The sequence below is a fragment of the Pseudoalteromonas sp. 13-15 genome (assembly GCF_001468205.2).
Classification (GTDB): Bacteria; Pseudomonadota; Gammaproteobacteria; order Enterobacterales; family Alteromonadaceae; genus Pseudoalteromonas; species Pseudoalteromonas marina.
The window spans coordinates 2,401,096-2,417,480 of sequence record NZ_CP019162.1 but is presented as its reverse complement, the minus strand read 5'-3'; the positions used below and the strand labels follow the sequence as shown (position 1 = coordinate 2,417,480).

Below are 16,385 nucleotides of genomic sequence, written 5' to 3'. Positions count from 1 at the left end.
CGCATCCTTTTTGTTTTAACGACTGGTTTTAATTATACAAATTAAAAGCTGTAAGTAATGTTACCGTATAAAAAGCGGCCATCTAAACTGTACGATGTATAGGGTGTGTACGGGAATATTTGGCTAAAGGTAGAGTAACCAATGTTATCGACCGTAGCTTGCGGGTATTGGTCAAATAAGTTATTGGCACCCAGTGCAAATTTCCATTCGTCATTAGGACGATATGCCACTTCTAAATCGGTTATCCATTTGGCGTCTAGGTATTCATCGCGATCGCTTGTTGTGGAAATATCAGCAACTTCACCGTAACGTGTTGCACGTAACGTTGTTTGCCATTCGTTAAAGTTCCACACGGCCGACAGATTCAGTTTGTTGTCTGGTGTGCCTTCTTCAAAACGACCTACTTCACGGCGTGCAAATACAACGTAGTCGTCTCCTAAAGAGTTTAGTTGTTCAGGATTATCGTCAACGTGTGTCACTTCGGTGTCGTTAAAGTTAGCCGCTGCGTTTAAGCGCACATCGCCAAAGTTATCTAACTGAAGTAGGTAAGTTGCAACAATGTCTACGCCTTGCGTGCGCGAGTCGATTGCGTTAGTAAAGTAGCGTACGCTTTCGGTATTTAACTCACCAGCATCCGCTAAAATTTGCTGTACTGCGGCACCGCTTAAATTTTCCGAGAGTACAATTCGGTCATCAATATCAATACGGTAGGCATCAACCGTTAAGCTAAAGTTACCTTGGGTGTAAACAAAGCCAGCAGTTAAGTTAACTGAGTCTTCAGCGTCTAACTGTTTTGCACCAAGGGCTTGCGCTGCGGGTGCATCTGTTGGGAATAGGCCTACTTCAAACGCTTGGTTGTTTTCAAGTACGGTTGAAATTTGGCGATACGAGCTTTGTGCAAGCGATGGTGCACGGAAACCTGTGCTAATTGCCCCACGTAGCGATAGGTTTTCGTTTACGCTGTAACGTGTTGCAAGCTTTGAAGTAAAGGTGTTACCAAAGTCGCTGTAATCTTCGTAGCGGCTAGCTAAAACCATGTTCCAGTTGTCGGTTAGGTAGGTGTCAAACTCAACAAATAGTGCAACGTTATGGCGGCTTTCATCGGTTACGCTTTCTGGACCAAAACCCGAAAGTACTTGTGCGCCACCGGCAGCAATTGGATTGCCATTGCTATCAAGTGCAGTAATGTAAGAGGATTCTTCACCTTGTTCTATTTTATAGCTTTCGTGGCGGTATTCAGCACCTAGGGTAAAAAATACGTCGTCAGGTAATCCTAAATCAAGGGTTGTGCTTGCATCACCATTGACTATAAATTGGTCATAAACTAGTGCGCCGTTATCAAATTCGGTGGGGCTGGTGGCACCCAAAGACGTATTTAAGCTATTTACAACGCCCAATGCAAAGTCGTTGCGGCCATAGTTGGTACTTACATCCCATGTCCAGTCGCCCGTTTCACCTTCTAGACCTAGGGCAAATGAGTAGTCTTCAACATCGGTTTCAATTTGCGGTAAAAAGCCATTTGGGTAAAGTGCTAATACGTTACGGCTGTCTTGTGCACGGCGGTAAAAGCCACCTGAGTTACCTTCTCGTTTTGAGTAGCTACCAAATGAATACAGGTTAAGGCTGTTATCTAGCTCGTAACCCATATTGTAAAATAAAGCGTAATCTTCAAGGTCAGCTTTACCAAAACGATGGTTGTAACGGTCAATAGTAAATTCGCGCGGGTCTAGGCTGCCATCGTCAAGGCGGCTATATTGCTCGCGAGGGTCAAAACCAGAGCGTTGTGTTGGGCTGTTATCGCGGTATTCAATCGATACGTTTACAAAGCCGCTGTCTGATAATGCAAATCCAGAGTTAGCGCTAATTGTGCGTGTGGCGCCATCGCTAATTTCGCGGTCATTACCTAGGTTAAATGCAAGGTCGCCGTTTGCATCTGCGTAGGTGCTTTCTAAGTTCGGTGCGCCCGCCATTTGTGTATCGTATTCACCATAGGTTACGCTTACACTACCGCCTTCAGAGGCATCTTTTAAAACAATATTAATCACCCCAGCAATGGCATCAGAGCCGTATTGCGCTGCAGCGCCATCGCGAAGTACTTCTACGCGCTTAATAGCTGATGTAGGGATCATGTTTAAATCTACCGCAGTAGATCCTCTACCTACAACACCCGCTAAGTTTAAAAGCGCGCCAGAGTGACGGCGTTTACCATTGATAAGCACTAAAGTGTGATCGGGCGCTAAGCCGCGCAGTACAGCAGGTTTTGCGTGGTCTGTTCCATCACCTAAAGTGGCACTTGGAAAGTTAAAGCTAGGCACTTGGTTGGCAAGAACTTGGCTAATCTCAAGTTGGCCTGTGCTTGCCATGTCGCTGCTAGTAATAATATCTACTGGCACTGAGCTTTCAGCAATACTTCGCAAACTACGGCGAGTACCTGTTACTGAGATTACTTCGATATTCTCTTGTGCCTGAGTATCTTGCTCTGCTGCATTAGCTGTAACAAAAGAACCGCCAAGTGCAGAGGTTACGGCCAGGCTAAGTGCTAATTTATTGGCTGATAAACGCTTAAAAGTCATTTATGTTCCTTAAGAACGTCGTTGTTTTGGTGAGTTTGAAAAAGGAGCGAATCATATAGAAGCGCTCAACTACGTGCAAAGATAAAAACCATCTATGTTATTCACGTTTTTAATAAGTAAGGCCACTGTTTACGTACGTTATAGGCGATTAGATCGTTACTGTTGTAATCTTGTGGCGAATGGTTGCGAAATCAATAAAAAGTAAAAGAGAGATTGAAAAAAAGTGATAGGCATAAAAAAGCCAAGTTAAAAACTTGGCTTAGAAAATACTTTTAAATAAATGCCTAAAAAATTACTCAGGCGCAACTTCAAGTGTTGTAAATAATGCATAACGACCTGAGTCTACGCCCTTTTCATTTACATCAACTTCAGTGGCGGTTTCAATTAAATAGATACCCGGTGCGTTCCATGTTGTTGTAAAGAAGCCGTTTTTATCGGTGGTTACTTTTACTTCGCCACGTTCGTTACGGTAGCGAGTGTCGCCTCTTAAAATATTTACTTCAATACCTTCGCCTGCAGGCTTCCCGTCTTGTAGTAATTGAAAACGCGCTTGCTCGCCTACAAATAAATCGTTTGGATGGGTTGGGCCACTTAGTTCAAGGCCTAAACCTAATAATGCAGGCTTAGATGTACCGTTACGGCTTACAAACGTGTCTACCGTTGAAATCACTTTAGTGGTGCGTACGCCTTGAGCGTTGCTAGGTAATTTAGCGTCTGTTTTTTTGCCAAATACACGTTTGCGTTTACCTTCTTCATCTTTATAAAAGGTCATGTACATTGGCTTTTGTGTCATTGCAATGTGGTAGGTGCCCTGTTCAGTTAAACTAACTGCGGCAGAGCTTTTGCGTTTTAAGTAATAAGCACGAATAGTGTCGCTAACCGGCTCGCCGTTTGGCATAAGCGCCATGAGTAATGTGTCGTCCCATTGAGCGTCTTTTTCTTTTGGCTTAAAGGCTTTGTCGGGGGCAAACATTTCGTTAGAAATACTCGCATCAATCATTACATAATGCGCTTTATCGCCAGAAAGTGAGGTGTGTGATGGTAATAACCAACGGCCATGTGCGCTGGCTGATGTAGATACAAGCGCTGATAAGCTAAGTGCGCCAATTAATGCTGTTTTTAATAAATTAATTTTCATTTTTCTGTCCTTTAAATTCGAATTATAAATAGCTACTACTTAGCGTTTACGGTAACAAAACTGGTTGAAAACTCTTTTTTACCATCGATGGTAATTTTACCTGGCTTTGTTAAATCGAGTTCGAGGCGTTTGTAATCACGGCCTCCTTCTTCACGAACAACTTCAATATTTAAAAGGTATTTACCAGGTGCTACGGCGTTGCCGTCTAAATCTTTACCTTGCCAATCAATTGTATAAGTACCAGCGCGCTTAGTGGCGCCACTTATACCGTCAAAGTTAATATTGGTTTTACCTGCTTTACGCCACCATTGGCGTAAGTCTTTAAACCACTCGGCTTTTTGAACCCAAAGTGCAAGCGTTGTTACGTGTTTGCGCTCTGGTGTTTCTAGCCACACAGCAACGTACGGTCGATGATAAGGTTGTACATCAAGGTCGGGTAGGGTGAGTTCAATCTCTAGCTGTGGCGTTTGTGCCTGAACCGTTGTTTGAAATAGTGCGGCAACCATTAATAATGCTGCGCTAAATACAGTACTAACTTTTAACATTAAGACACTCCTTTAATTTGTGGTACCCAGCATAAATAAATAACCAATGGCGTTGCGATGCCTAAAACGGTTATCCATATACCTGCTAAGCGTTTTTTTCTGTTTTGAAACAAAATAATCATGCCGGTAATGGCAAAAATAATCATCAATACCGCTGAAATATCAATTACCCAGCTCCATACTTCACCGGTGTAGCGACCTTTATGTAAATCGCCAATAAGGCTGAAAAAGCCGCCTGTTTGGTAATCGAGGTTTAGCTCGCCAGTTGTAAAGTCAAGCTCAGCGTAAGCAAAACCGGCCGGAAGGGGATAGTCGAGCATGACAAGTGCGTCTTCTTTTTCCCATTCAATACTTTTTACCTTGGTGAGTGAGTATTGTGTAGCTAGATAAGCTTCTATTTCTGGGTAAAGCGAAGGCAGTGTATTTAGCTGTGCGTTGGCTTTAGTTACAAGCTCAGCTGGAATAGTTGCGGTGACTTGCCCGTTACTTTTATCGTTTTTAAGCCAGTCAACATGGTTAAGTACAATACCGCTAACGCAAAATAGAATGAGTAAAAAAAACAAAGCGGTAGAAATATAAATATGTAGGGCACGGCTTGTACTGTACAAAGCTCGCTTATTAATAAACGACATAAATAATTTAATGTAATAAAATTTATTACATGATAATGATTTGCATTACTTATTACAAATTTACTTACGTAACTTTACATTAATATTTTAAATAACCTGAATTCAGGCTAAATGTTAGTGCGTTTAAACGAGGTTTAGTGCTGAGGGGGTTGTGAGGGTCTTAAAATAAGGTAAATCATAACCGCAATTTCTATTGCTGCTACAAGGTATACAACCCAAATAGGTGCTGTTGAATTAAGTAAAAGTATAAAGCCAGTAAGCATACCAATAGCGGCAAAGTACTTAGCTTTGGTTGGTACCACTTTATGAGCTTGCCATTGCTGCAAGGTAACACCATAGCGAGGGTGATTAAGTAACCAATTTGCAAGTGCAGGTGATGAGCGAGTAAAACAAGTGAGCGCCAAAATAAAAAATATAGTCGTGGGCATGACTGGAAGCATAATGCCTACAATGCCTAGCGCCACTAAGGTTAAGCCTAGCATTTTTAACCCTATGTTTTTGTAACAGATAAGTGACGATTTTATATTCATTGACGACGCTATAGTGAGTGGCGACTAATTTAAAGTGTAGGCCAATTTTACATTTATTATAGAGCTAAAACGCTATTCCAATAAAAAAGGACATACCCAGTATGCCCTTTTTTGTAGACTAAACACTAGTTATTAAAAATAATAACCAATGTTTATATTAAAGCGTTTTTCTGTTTCGCTGCTGTCACCGGCAATAGATCCACCAACGAAAGGTTGGTTTTTTGCATGTACAAAATCAAAGTAGGTAAACAAGCCGCCAGCGGCTACAGAAACACCGGTCACGTTCATCCACGTATCTGCGCTGTTGTCAGATTTATCGTAGATAATCCCGTAATCGTTATAAAATTGTAGGCCTGTCACTGGGCCCCACTCGACTGGCATGCTGTAAGCGATGTTTGCATTGGTCATGGTTGCTTCTGCGGCAATACTGTCGTAAAACGAGTAAGCACCTACGGCCATACGATCAATATTATCTATGTCGTAGTTGTATTCACCATGTTGAAGCTGAAAGTTCCATGCATCAATATTGCTATTTAGATGCATAGCCCATGCATAATAGTCGCCTGCGCGGTCATTACCGTCATGTAACCCGCCAGATAACGCAGAAAAACCTAACTCGGTTGTGCCGCCGTCATGTTCAAAATGGTAACCGTAACGGCCCGAAAACGTATTGTATTCGCCTATTTGGATTGCAGGTTCTGCATAAATGCCGTCTTCTGCGGCTCTAACGCCAACTACATCGTATGAATAGCGATCGCTGCGGTTGTCAACGTAGCCATCTACGCCACCAAGCTCATCGTTTTTGAAAAAGCCGAGATCTAATTGCCAGTTATCTGCAATTTTACGTTTAAACATAATGCCTAAATCGTGATCATCTTCTAAACCGATGTAATAGGTGGTGTTAAAAAACCAGTTGTGCGAATTATAAGGCCAGTTACCAAAGGGTACTTTGGTGATACCTGCTTGTACTTGCCAATCGTCTGCAAAATCGTACGCTGCATAAGCATATTTTACTGCGGTCATGTAATCAAAAAAGCGAATTTCTGCGTTAAGAATAACGTCGCCTACATCACCAGAAAAATTAAGTCTAAAAACGTCAAAATCGAAGTCGCCGCCGCGATCTTCGTTATCGTCATCATACGATGCATAACTAAAGTTAGTACGAATAGCACCGCCTACCTTTATGCCGCTGCTTTTTTCTTTCGGCGCTTCTGCCACCACAACGTTTTGGTCAGCTTTTTTCTCGATAAGTGCAACTTGCTCTTGGTATTTTTCGTTAATTTTTTGCTGTTTAGATTTTTCTTCAACTAGTTTTTGTTCAAGCAGCTTCATTTGCTGCTGTAGTTGTTTTAATTGACTTTGAAGCGTGTCGATATCGGTGGCGTAAGAAGTACTCGAAACACTACCTAAAATAAATGCGAGCGATAATTTTGAGAGTTTGGTCATATTAGCTGCTTCTTTTCGTTTGGTTAAAAATAAAAACCCAAGATATTAATAACACCTTGGGTTAAGAGCTTAGTACAAAACCATTATATTTTTTATTGTTCGTTTTTTATTCTTTAGGCGCTTGTGTAAGTGCGCCCACTTCAAGTAAGGGAGATGCATCTAATTTGTCTGCATCCATCATTGCTGCAATACGCTGCATAGAGGAAAGTAACAAAGATTGCTCCCATTCAGCCAGACCAGAAAACTTTTCTATGAAGTGTTCTTGTAATGGTTGAGGGGCTTTAAGTAGTAATTCTTTCCCTTTTTCGGTGAGGTGTAAGCTCACTCGACGTTTATCCATTTGGCTTCGAACGCGCGTAACCAGATCTCTGCTTTCAATTCTGTCGAGAATATTAGTTACGGTCGCTGGACTTAAATTTACATTTTGCGCAATGCGGCTAGCAGTGATGCCATCAGTTTGAGACACTTCGTGCATTATAAGCAGTTGTGGGCCAGTTAAGCCGGCTGTTTTATTAAGTTGCTTTGAATGTAAATCAATCGCTCGGATCACTTTACGTAAAGATACCAATAACTCGTCATATTTTTGCATGTGTTTATCTCGTCGAAAAGCGATGCTTTGCCATAATCGCGAAATGTTACACATCAAATAAATTGAATTCAAATTAAAAATTTAATTTTTTACTGCTGTTACTCGTTTTTATTAATTAGAGTAGAAACTAATTTACCTTAAAGCAAGCCCCCTTTAATTAAGGGTGTTTAATAGGTGGGAATGCTTAGTTAAGCATTTTAGCTACGTTTGAACTATTAAATACACTGCTCAAATTGCTTTTTTACGATTCATTTTATGCGTTTAGTGTGTAATTAGTTAAATTATAGATTAAGTAAGTGCATGATATACAACTATCAATATGCTCACAATGATTGTCTGAATAAGCAAAAACTTATTTGCTTGGTTTATACTTTACGTTATATGTAAGAGTATTGAACGTTGTGATTATTAATATTAAAGGGAAAGGCATGAAATTATCGCCATCAGTGAGCATTGAACACACCGAAACCGGTCTTGAATTTATTAATATTGAAAGTGATTTGTGCGATGCAAAAATATTTTTGCAAGGTGGTCAAATTACGCAATTTACACCTAAAGGTAAGCAACCTCTTATTTGGGTGTCGGGTAATGAAACGTTCTCAGAAGGCATGAGTATTCGCGGTGGTATTCCTATTTGTTGGCCTTGGTTTGGGACACACGCTAACGCTGGTTGGCCAGCACATGGTTTTGCCCGAACCAGCTTGTGGCAAGCTGATGAGGTTAATGAAACTGAGGAATGTATTACGGTGAGTTTAAAGCTACCCATGAAGTTGGTGAACACTGAAAATTGGCCGCATCAGTCGGCATTGAAGGTGGAATTTGTTTTAAGTGATTCGCTTGAGGTGAGACTAACCACAACAAACTTAGGCGATACGGCGTTTAGCTATACACAAGCGTTGCATACATATTTTCCAACGTCAGATATTACTAATACACATGTTGACGGCTTACAAGGCGCGCAATATATTGAATTTGCTGAAGGACCTTTTACGCAACAAGCGGTTGTTGGATTTGAACGTGAAACCGATATGGTTTACACCCAAGCCACACCTATTCAATATATAAATACGCCCGAAGGCGTTATTAAAGTTGGGCGAGCAAACTCTAGTTCGTGTGTGCTTTGGAATCCGTGGATTGAAAAATCAAAGCGCTTGTCTAATTTTGCTGACGATGAATACAAAACCATGTTATGCCTAGAAGCCGCCAATGTATTAGATGATGCTGTTACTCTTGCACCACAGCAAAGCCACACGTTGGTAACATCTATAGAATGGGCATAATTAGATATGCCTAATTAGGCTTTGTGTACGAATAAAATAATAAAAACAGTATAGGAAATAGTGTGTTTAACAATCAGCAAATAACGGATTTACCACAGCATAAAAACATTGAATTTAAAGCGCTTGCCGATAAAGCATTGCTGCATGCACAACTTAACTGGTTAGTGTTTTATATTCCCTTTAGCGCAATATTAGCCGCAATTTGTTACTTCAACGAAAATTTTGCGAATAACGCGCAAACGTACTTATTAATTGGTATGCCTATTTTAATTCTCACTTCTATGCTTTACAGCGTTGCGAGCATTAAATTGCAAGGTGTGGCTATGCGTCAGCACGACATTGCGTTTAAAAAAGGAATTATTTGGCAGCGGGTTACTATTTTACCGCTAGCGCGCGTACAGCACATTGAAATACACCGCGGCCCTATTGAGCGAAAGCTGGGTTTAGCCAGTTTAAAATTGTATAGCGCCGGTGGTATGAGTGCCGATTTGCAAGTAAGCGGGCTTACACACACGGATTGTAAAAATATGCGCCAGTTTGTTCAAGATTACCGCCAAGAGCAAACGTCTACTCAGGCTGTACCAGCCGATGAGTGATTTTACACCTCATACTACACAAACGGGTGCTGGCCAGACGCAATTGTGGCAAAAGGTATCGCCTTGGGCACTTGTGTATTTTGTTGTCCATTTTGGTGTGCGTTTTGTGCGTGACGGTATATTTAACCTATTACCGCTTGGCTTTGTATTTGTTACACAAGTAGAAAACAAACTCTTCTGGGGGCAAATTGCAGCAGCAGTGGCTGTAAGTGCTTTGCTTTTATACTCGGTTTTATATTACAGAAACTTTAGGTTTTGTATTTCAAGCGATAACGAAATACTACTCAATAAAGGTGTTTTTAAAAAAGAACGTTTAACGCTTAAATTTGAGCGAGTACAAAATGTAAATATTGCTGAGCCTTTTTACTTTAAACCAGTAACGTTGGTTAATTGTATTTTTGATGCGGCAGGTAGCGCGGCTCAAGAAGCTGTATTGCCGGGCGTAACCCAAGGTTACGCAGAGCAAATGCGAAAGCAAATATTTGCTTATAAGGCCCAGCAGCAACTTGAGCCAGACAGCGAAGTAGAAACAGACGAGGCTACTGAGCAAAGTAGTTTGTTTATTTCAAACAAAGAAATAGCCAAGTTTGGTTTAATGTCAAACATGGCTATTTTAGCGCTAGCCGCCATTGCACCACTCATAAATGTGGTAGCCGATGTGCTTGAAAAGCAATTAATCACAAAAGTAGAAGGGTTTTATGAGCAAGAACTTGGTCTTGTAGCCAGTGCAGCGTTATTTGCTATATTCACAATGTTTGTACTTGTGGTGCTTATTGCTGTTTTGCTTTCGGTGGGAATGTCGCTGATTCGGTTTTATAATTATCAGCTTTATTTTAAAGGTAAAAAGTTTAAACGCATTGCCGGTTTATTAGAGCGCCACCAGTTATCGATGAGCTTAGACAAAGTGCAGTCGATTGTCATTAAGCAAAATATTATTGCCCGGTTACTTAAGCGCTTTACCGTTGAATTTTTGCAAGCGAGTAGCGGTGGTGCAATGGCGGGTATGGCCGCTAAAAAAAATAAACAAACCTTAGTTTTACCTGTGTTAAATAACGAGCAAGTAAACAGCGTATGCCAGTGGATTTACCCGTGGTTTAACAACAGCGCACTGGCATTTAAGCAGGCAGAGCGAGCACTTTGGTATAAAAACTTAGTCTTGTATGCATTGTTACCTAGCTTACTTGTGGCTGTTTTTTGTTATTTTAATGAGTTTAATTACTTTATCAGCGTGGGTGTGCTTGTTGTATTTGCAGGCTTGGTTACCTTGTCGTATCAACGTTATGGTTACTATTTACATGAAGATGATGGCCGATTTTACATGGTTGTGCGTAAAGGCATGATTGGCGTACATTATCGCGTGTTTGAACTATATAAAGTACAAAGTGCTAGTAGCGAAAGTACCTATTTAATGCGGAGATCAGGATTGAAAAGCCTGTATATACAACTTGCTCATGGCTTTGCGTTTATGCCATACATAAAAGAGCAAGACGCTGATTTTGTGATTGATTTTACGCTTAAACAGGCTGAGTCAGACACTCGTAGTTGGATGTAATTTCTGCAAACAATAAAGTATGTGCGAAAACACATTTGCACATGCTTTATTACACTTTTTTACTGCAAACTCAGTGAGTTTAATAATACTCTAAGCATTATTGAAAATGCTACTTAAGGGATTATTGTGAAAAAGTCACTCATTGCCTCAGCTTTGTTGCTCGCTGCCCCCGCGTTCGCTGCGGATTGGCAAACCATTCATACCGAGCATTTTAATGTGCACTACAGCATTGAGCATATTGATTTTGCTAAATCGACCGCGGTTGAACTTGAAATTGTTCGCACGAAAGTGCTTGAACAACAAAATCGTGCACTCGATGAAATAGTCGATGTTGTCGTGTTTGACCCCTTAAATGCGGCGAACGGGTTTGCCTTGCCTACATCAAGCAACCCAGTAATGGCACTTTTTACTACCCCACCGCAGTCTGATACGGTGATTTCAAACAGTTCTGGTTGGCAGCAGTTACTGGTGTTGCACGAATACATTCATTTAGTGCATTTGGCCCAGCCTACACGCAACCACTGGCAGCAAAAAGTGCGCGGTTTGTGGGATATTTACGATTTAACCTACAGTGATACGCCGCGCTGGGTTGCTGAAGGGTATGCAACGTTAATTGAATCTAAAATGACCGGACGAGGGCGCTTATTTGATAATTACTCTGAGTCGATATTACGTGAATTTGCTCAACAAGGTGCGCTACCAACCTATGGGCAATTGAATAGTGATAATGGTTTTATGGGTGGCTCTATGGCCTATTTGATGGGCAGTCGGTTTTTATATTGGCTAGAGCAAACATTTTCTGAGCAAATACTTGATAGTGTATGGACCCGAATGCAGGCGGTTAAGTCGCGTGATTTTGATGAAGCATTTGAAGGTGTGTTTGGCCAAAGTGCGGCGAAGTTATATCGCCGTTTTATTGCTGAATATACGTATAAGGCCATGCAGCAAGAGCAAGGAGAGCAACCACTCAATAGTGAGTTATGGCTAGAGCTTGATTTATACGCAAGCACTCCAGCACTTTCACATGATGGCAGTAAGCTTGCAATAGTTGAGCGTGATGTAAAGCGTAATACTAAGCTCGTTATTTATAGCACCGAAGATAACACCAAAGCGATGGAGAGCTTTGAAAAGGCACAAAATGAGTTAATTAAGCAAGACCCACTCGATATACCAGATTCGCCACCGAGCGTGTTTAAGCGTGAACAAAAGCAAATACTTAATCAAATAAATCGGGCAGGTATAGCCAACCCGCAATGGGTAAATAGCACGACACTGTATTTTAATGCTTATAGTACTGAAGAGTCGGGCATTTATAATCGGGTGTCTGATATATTTAGCTATAACATTGAGACCGGCAACGTAGAAAAGCTAACCGAGTTTGCAGGGCTAAGACGCTTTAATGCAACAAGCGACGGTAAAGCAGTGTATGCAGAGCAAATACGTGATGGTTATTCTGAATTAGTAAAAGTTGATATCAGCACCGGTACCATAACGCCGTTGTTCAAAAAAAGCTTAAATACTGCATACGATTACCCCACGCTCAGCTCCGATAATAAAAAATTAGTTTATTTATCGGCTTCTTTAAACGAAAACTGGCAAATGTATATACAAGATGTTGATAGTGGTATTAGCCGGCCTGTACCTATGCCAAACGGGTATCAATATTTAACTCAACCTAGTTTTAGTGACAATGGCGAATCAATCTATTTTGTTGCGGGATTAAATAAAACGACTGATATTTATAATTACCATATAGCCAGTAATACCCTAAAGCGTTTAACACATGGGCAAGAAGCGGTTGCTCACCCCATTGAAATGCAAGATGAAACGCTGCTTTATTTATCGATTAATGCCGACGGCCCTGATGTAAAAAGCCTAGCGAATACCAGTATTAAAACGAAGGTGACCGATTTAGCTGCTAATAGCAAAGCCCCGCTATTAATGGTTAATGAGCACACATTGCCAGAGGCTAAAGTATACGCGCAAGAGGCTGGCGAACAGCGCGATTATGCAATATTTGATCAACATGCAACCTTTGCGTTGGGTTCTCAGTATTATTCTGCATCGACCAGCTTATTAAGTATGGGTATTAAAAGCAGTGATTTATTAAAGCAGCTAGACCTGCAAGCCGGTTATAGCATTGACTTAAACGATGATGCATTACATGGCGGGTTTGTAAACGCTAAATACAATGCGCTTGATGTTAAGTTTAAACTCGCTTTGTATGACTACAACTTAGATACCTCACGCCAATATCAAGCTTTAAGCCCAAGCAATTTAAATAACGAAATAGATGCTCTTGGTGGGTTTGTAGCAATGAGCTATCCACTTAAGTTTGGCCAATTAAGCTTAACCCCTGAGCTTGCTTATAACTATACTGATTACAAACAAAGCCATACTCGTTGGACGCGTGTCGGTTTTGCTCAAAGTTGGCAATATGACCGCCAAGCTTTTGCTATAGGGCAGCGTATTAATGCCCGTTGGTACGAAGGTAAAAGTGAAAACAATTGGCAAGGGTATGACCTCGATGCGAGCATATTTGGTAAGGTGTATAACGCTCCTTTGTACATTAATTTCACACAAAAGCAGCGAGACGATGCACGCCTTGCGCTAGGCGGGTTTAGTTCAAACCTTATTAATCAACACTACAGTAGTGAATTTGTGCTGGCAGCTGATCTGCCTTTTTATAGTGCAACTGCCGAGCGTTACCAAGGATATGGCGGCGGAGTTACTTATAAAGAAGGTATGCCATGGCTTTATTACACTCAGCATCAATTAGATGACAGCGTTTATGCACAAAGTTACGGTTTAAAATATCAAGGTGACTTTAGCTTTGGCATGGGGCCTGCGGGTGTTAACGATTTAACATTTAATGTGGGGGTGTCGCGTGTTGAGGGCAGCAGCTTTGATGATGAAATGCGTGCATGGCTGAGCTTTTATTATTCGCTTTAAATAAATTTAATGAGCTTAGTTGAACTGTGGGTAGTAAATCGATTAACCACAGTTCAATTCAGCCTAATCTTTATACTGCAACGACAACAATTTGGCTTGATATACGTTTAACTTTTTATCGTCTCGTTCGTATTCAATTGCTTTTTTGAGAAGTCGCTTTGAACGTTCAGTTTTACCTTGCTGGTAGCGAACTTTAGCAAGTTCTAGGTATAGCTCAGAAATATAGGGGGCTTTAAATAAAGCGAGCTCTAAGTGGTCTTTTGCTCGATTAATATAACCGGTTTGTAATTCGTTTTTTGCTAGAGCAAGTAGTTCATAAGGGTCTCTTTCTTTGTAATTTAATTGGCTGGTTAGTTGCTCTACAAGTACAGTTTTACCAAGTTGTTTAGCTAATAGTTGATAGTTATTAACTAAATTGACGCTCGATAAATTATTGTTTATTGCTGTTTCGTAAATTACTTCTGCGTTTTTTAAATCTCCCGCACGGCGATGTAACATACCCGCCATGTTAAAAAGCTCAGCATCATTCGGGGTAAATTTATTGGCTTGTAAAATAAAAGAATAAGCAGCGTTAAGATTTTCTTCAGCAAATGCTTTAGCTGCTAAGTTGCCATAAAACTTCGCAACTAAGTCGTTGTAGCTGGCGCTGCCAGAATAAAAACTACCGCGTGTAGGAAAATAATCAATCAGGGTACCTGGGCGAAAAACTTGAATAACGTTATCTTTTTTCTCAACTTTTGGTGCATATACCATGGTTCTAAAATGATTAGCTACATAGACCATTCCACTTTCTTTTGCGTACACAGGTTCACTAGTAACTTCTTGAAAGCTGGTTTCTAGCCCCAGCGCATTTGCATAACTTTGTGTAAGAACCGCTAAACTAATACAGTTGCCGTGTGCGCGAGTCAGAGTTTGCGAAGAAGTTAATGTGTCACCATGATAACTAAAATCGCTAAGTTGGTTTTCTAAATAGTTGTAAATAATACGATCGGTTCTAACACCATTTAGTTGCTGCTGGTCGGCATAAGCTAAAAAGCGTTTTTTTTCGGCGTTTGGCAATTCAAAAATATTCAACTCGCTGGGAGTGTCTATTTGTTTAAAACGGGTGTGATTGATAAGCGCAGTAAGCTGGGGGTGCTCAACTGTAGGCGTTGTTGGAGTGCTTTGACATGCACTTAAAAATACCAAAAATAACGTAACTAATACTATAGATTTCATAAGTCACCTCAATGTGATTTTTAACATTACATTGAGGTGACTTTTTAATCAAGCGGTTATTGTTCGTTGTTTATTATGACGATTTTTTTGCGATTGTTTTTTACGTTTGCGGCGTGTTAACCATAAGTAAAAGCCAGTAGCGCTTAGCCACAGTGGACTTAGCCCTATAACACTCCAAAGTATTTTACTTATTAGGCCAGCAAAATAACCAAAATGAAGCTTACGAAAGCTGTCTAGCACTTTCCAGCCAAGACCTACTTGGCGTATATCCCAATTGGCAATATGCTCACCAGTGATTTTGTTATACGAAACGGTATTAGCGTATTCACTTGCCAGTGGGTTATTAGAATTTACTTCACCAAATACAGTAATGTTGTCGTCAGGCTCTAATGGCATAACCAAGTAAGTGCTGTTGAACGTGGCTATTTGTTGCTTGCTGTCATCTAAAATATCTTGGAAGGAAACATTTTTGCTATACAGGTTTTTGGTTAGGGCATGATGTTCTTCTTCAGCATGTTCAAGTACTTCGTGATACCAAACGGCACCATTAAAATAACCACCGGTTATAGCTAAAACAATTAAAATAGGTGAGCCAATAACACCAGTCATTTTATGAATATCACTTAATACGATTTGTAATGTTGCGCGCCAACGCACGGTAAATAGGCGTTGCCAAAACTTTCGGTAAATAATGAGGCCGGTTATTCCAAGCACCAATAAAAATAAAGCAAAAAAGAACCCCAAAACGGTGCCTGTTTGGCCTGGTAAGCTTTTTAAATCATTGAGTAAAAAGGTGTAATGGAGTTCTAAAAACCAATCTGTAAAATAATGGCTCGTTCCCACGGGAGTTGACAAAATATCACCAGTATATTGATTTAAATGAAATTTATACCAAACTTGCGACTCGCGCTCGATTAAGTAAACCCGATCAGCAGTATCGTCGTTAAAAATTTCCCAGCTACCGATAACATACTCAGGGTAAGCGTTCTGAGTGATGGAAATTAACTCATCCATATTCAAGCGTTCAGGTTGAGTGCTAATCACAAAATGACTTTCGGGCATAAGTAGGCCATCTATCTCGCTTTTAAATACGAGCACACTGCCGGTAATACTAATTACAATTAATGGAATAATTGCAATGAGAGCAATCCAGCTATGAATTTTGAAAAGTGTTTTTCTCATGGGTTATCGTTATCTAATTCACCTATATACAAATGATATCAATTGTTATTTGTATTTAATAGTAATTGAGTAAGTATTCGGGAAATTAATAAACTGTGCACATTACATAACATATTTTGTAAATATAAGTTTCCAGTTCCTTGAAAGGGTTT

The 16,385-nt window shown here is 40.4% G+C and carries 13 protein-coding genes; 4 read left to right on the top strand and 9 right to left on the bottom strand.

From position 1 onward, the window contains the following. Positions 1–41: 41 nt before the first annotated feature. From ATS72_RS11185 to ATS72_RS11155, 7 genes are all read right to left on the bottom strand, one after another. Positions 42–2,573: a TonB-dependent receptor plug domain-containing protein gene (locus ATS72_RS11185; protein WP_058430045.1), complete on the bottom strand. Its 2,532-nt coding sequence runs from the start codon at positions 2,571–2,573 to the stop codon at positions 42–44. 292 nt (positions 2,574–2,865) lie between these two features. Further along, positions 2,866–3,711: a DUF4198 domain-containing protein gene (locus tag ATS72_RS11180; protein WP_058430046.1), complete on the bottom strand. Its 846-nt coding sequence runs from the start codon at positions 3,709–3,711 to the stop codon at positions 2,866–2,868. Between the two features lie 35 nt (positions 3,712–3,746). Beyond that, entirely contained in the window at positions 3,747–4,256 is a 510-nt protein-coding gene (locus ATS72_RS11175) for a DUF2271 domain-containing protein (protein ID WP_006792520.1), read from the bottom strand. After that, positions 4,256–4,888, bottom strand: coding sequence for a PepSY-associated TM helix domain-containing protein (locus tag ATS72_RS11170; protein WP_058430047.1), 633 nt, complete (start codon positions 4,886–4,888; stop codon positions 4,256–4,258). The genes ATS72_RS11175 and ATS72_RS11170 overlap by 1 nt, the downstream gene beginning before the upstream one ends. A gap of 134 nt (positions 4,889–5,022) precedes the next feature. Further along, positions 5,023–5,418 (bottom strand): YbaN family protein, encoded by a 396-nt coding sequence (locus tag ATS72_RS11165; RefSeq protein WP_006792518.1) that lies wholly within the window; start codon positions 5,416–5,418, stop codon positions 5,023–5,025. A 132-nt stretch (positions 5,419–5,550) separates the two neighbouring features. Then, on the bottom strand, positions 5,551–6,864 hold the full coding sequence (locus ATS72_RS11160; RefSeq protein WP_058430048.1) for a porin: 1,314 nt from the start codon (positions 6,862–6,864) through the stop codon (positions 5,551–5,553). A 106-nt stretch (positions 6,865–6,970) separates the two neighbouring features. Continuing rightward, entirely contained in the window at positions 6,971–7,453 is a 483-nt protein-coding gene (locus ATS72_RS11155; protein ID WP_008131907.1) for a MarR family winged helix-turn-helix transcriptional regulator, read from the bottom strand. Between the two features lie 428 nt (positions 7,454–7,881). Between ATS72_RS11155 and ATS72_RS11150 the strand changes: the two genes are divergently transcribed. The 4 genes from ATS72_RS11150 to ATS72_RS11135 all read left to right on the top strand — a co-directional run bounded on the left by ATS72_RS11150 (position 7,882) and on the right by ATS72_RS11135 (position 13,833). Continuing rightward, positions 7,882–8,733: a D-hexose-6-phosphate mutarotase gene (locus tag ATS72_RS11150; protein ID WP_058430049.1), complete on the top strand. Its 852-nt coding sequence runs from the start codon at positions 7,882–7,884 to the stop codon at positions 8,731–8,733. Between the two features lie 62 nt (positions 8,734–8,795). After that, positions 8,796–9,329: a PH domain-containing protein gene (locus ATS72_RS11145; RefSeq protein WP_058430050.1), complete on the top strand. Its 534-nt coding sequence runs from the start codon at positions 8,796–8,798 to the stop codon at positions 9,327–9,329. Then, entirely contained in the window at positions 9,322–10,881 is a 1,560-nt protein-coding gene (locus ATS72_RS11140) for a PH domain-containing protein (protein WP_058430051.1), read from the top strand. The genes ATS72_RS11145 and ATS72_RS11140 overlap by 8 nt, the downstream gene beginning before the upstream one ends. A gap of 126 nt (positions 10,882–11,007) precedes the next feature. Further along, positions 11,008–13,833 carry a TolB family protein gene (locus ATS72_RS11135; RefSeq protein ID WP_058430052.1) on the top strand — a complete coding sequence of 942 codons (2,826 nt, stop codon included), beginning with the start codon at positions 11,008–11,010 and terminating at the stop codon, positions 13,831–13,833. A 63-nt stretch (positions 13,834–13,896) separates the two neighbouring features. Here ATS72_RS11135 and ATS72_RS11130 read toward each other — a convergent pair whose 3' ends face one another. Then, on the bottom strand, positions 13,897–15,051 hold the full coding sequence (locus tag ATS72_RS11130) for a hypothetical protein (protein WP_058430053.1): 1,155 nt from the start codon (positions 15,049–15,051) through the stop codon (positions 13,897–13,899). Between the two features lie 48 nt (positions 15,052–15,099). After that, positions 15,100–16,233: a PepSY-associated TM helix domain-containing protein gene (locus ATS72_RS11125; protein WP_058430054.1), complete on the bottom strand. Its 1,134-nt coding sequence runs from the start codon at positions 16,231–16,233 to the stop codon at positions 15,100–15,102. Positions 16,234–16,385: the final 152 nt, after the last annotated feature.

Excerpts from the sequence above, each read along its gene's own strand:
- ATS72_RS11140 (WP_058430051.1), top strand. The coding sequence starts at position 9,322 with ATGAGTGATTTTACACCTCATACTACACAAACGGGTGCTGGCCAGACG.
- ATS72_RS11185 (WP_058430045.1), bottom strand. The coding sequence starts at position 2,573 with ATGACTTTTAAGCGTTTATCAGCCAATAAATTAGCACTTAGCCTGGCC.
- ATS72_RS11160 (WP_058430048.1), bottom strand. The coding sequence starts at position 6,864 with ATGACCAAACTCTCAAAATTATCGCTCGCATTTATTTTAGGTAGTGTT.
- ATS72_RS11165 (WP_006792518.1), bottom strand. The coding sequence starts at position 5,418 with ATGAATATAAAATCGTCACTTATCTGTTACAAAAACATAGGGTTAAAA.
- ATS72_RS11180 (WP_058430046.1), bottom strand. The coding sequence starts at position 3,711 with ATGAAAATTAATTTATTAAAAACAGCATTAATTGGCGCACTTAGCTTA.
- ATS72_RS11125 (WP_058430054.1), bottom strand. The coding sequence starts at position 16,233 with ATGAGAAAAACACTTTTCAAAATTCATAGCTGGATTGCTCTCATTGCA.
- ATS72_RS11130 (WP_058430053.1), bottom strand. The coding sequence starts at position 15,051 with ATGAAATCTATAGTATTAGTTACGTTATTTTTGGTATTTTTAAGTGCA.
- ATS72_RS11175 (WP_006792520.1), bottom strand. The coding sequence starts at position 4,256 with ATGTTAAAAGTTAGTACTGTATTTAGCGCAGCATTATTAATGGTTGCC.
- ATS72_RS11170 (WP_058430047.1), bottom strand. The coding sequence starts at position 4,888 with ATGTCGTTTATTAATAAGCGAGCTTTGTACAGTACAAGCCGTGCCCTA.
- ATS72_RS11155 (WP_008131907.1), bottom strand. The coding sequence starts at position 7,453 with ATGCAAAAATATGACGAGTTATTGGTATCTTTACGTAAAGTGATCCGA.
- ATS72_RS11150 (WP_058430049.1), top strand. The coding sequence starts at position 7,882 with ATGAAATTATCGCCATCAGTGAGCATTGAACACACCGAAACCGGTCTT.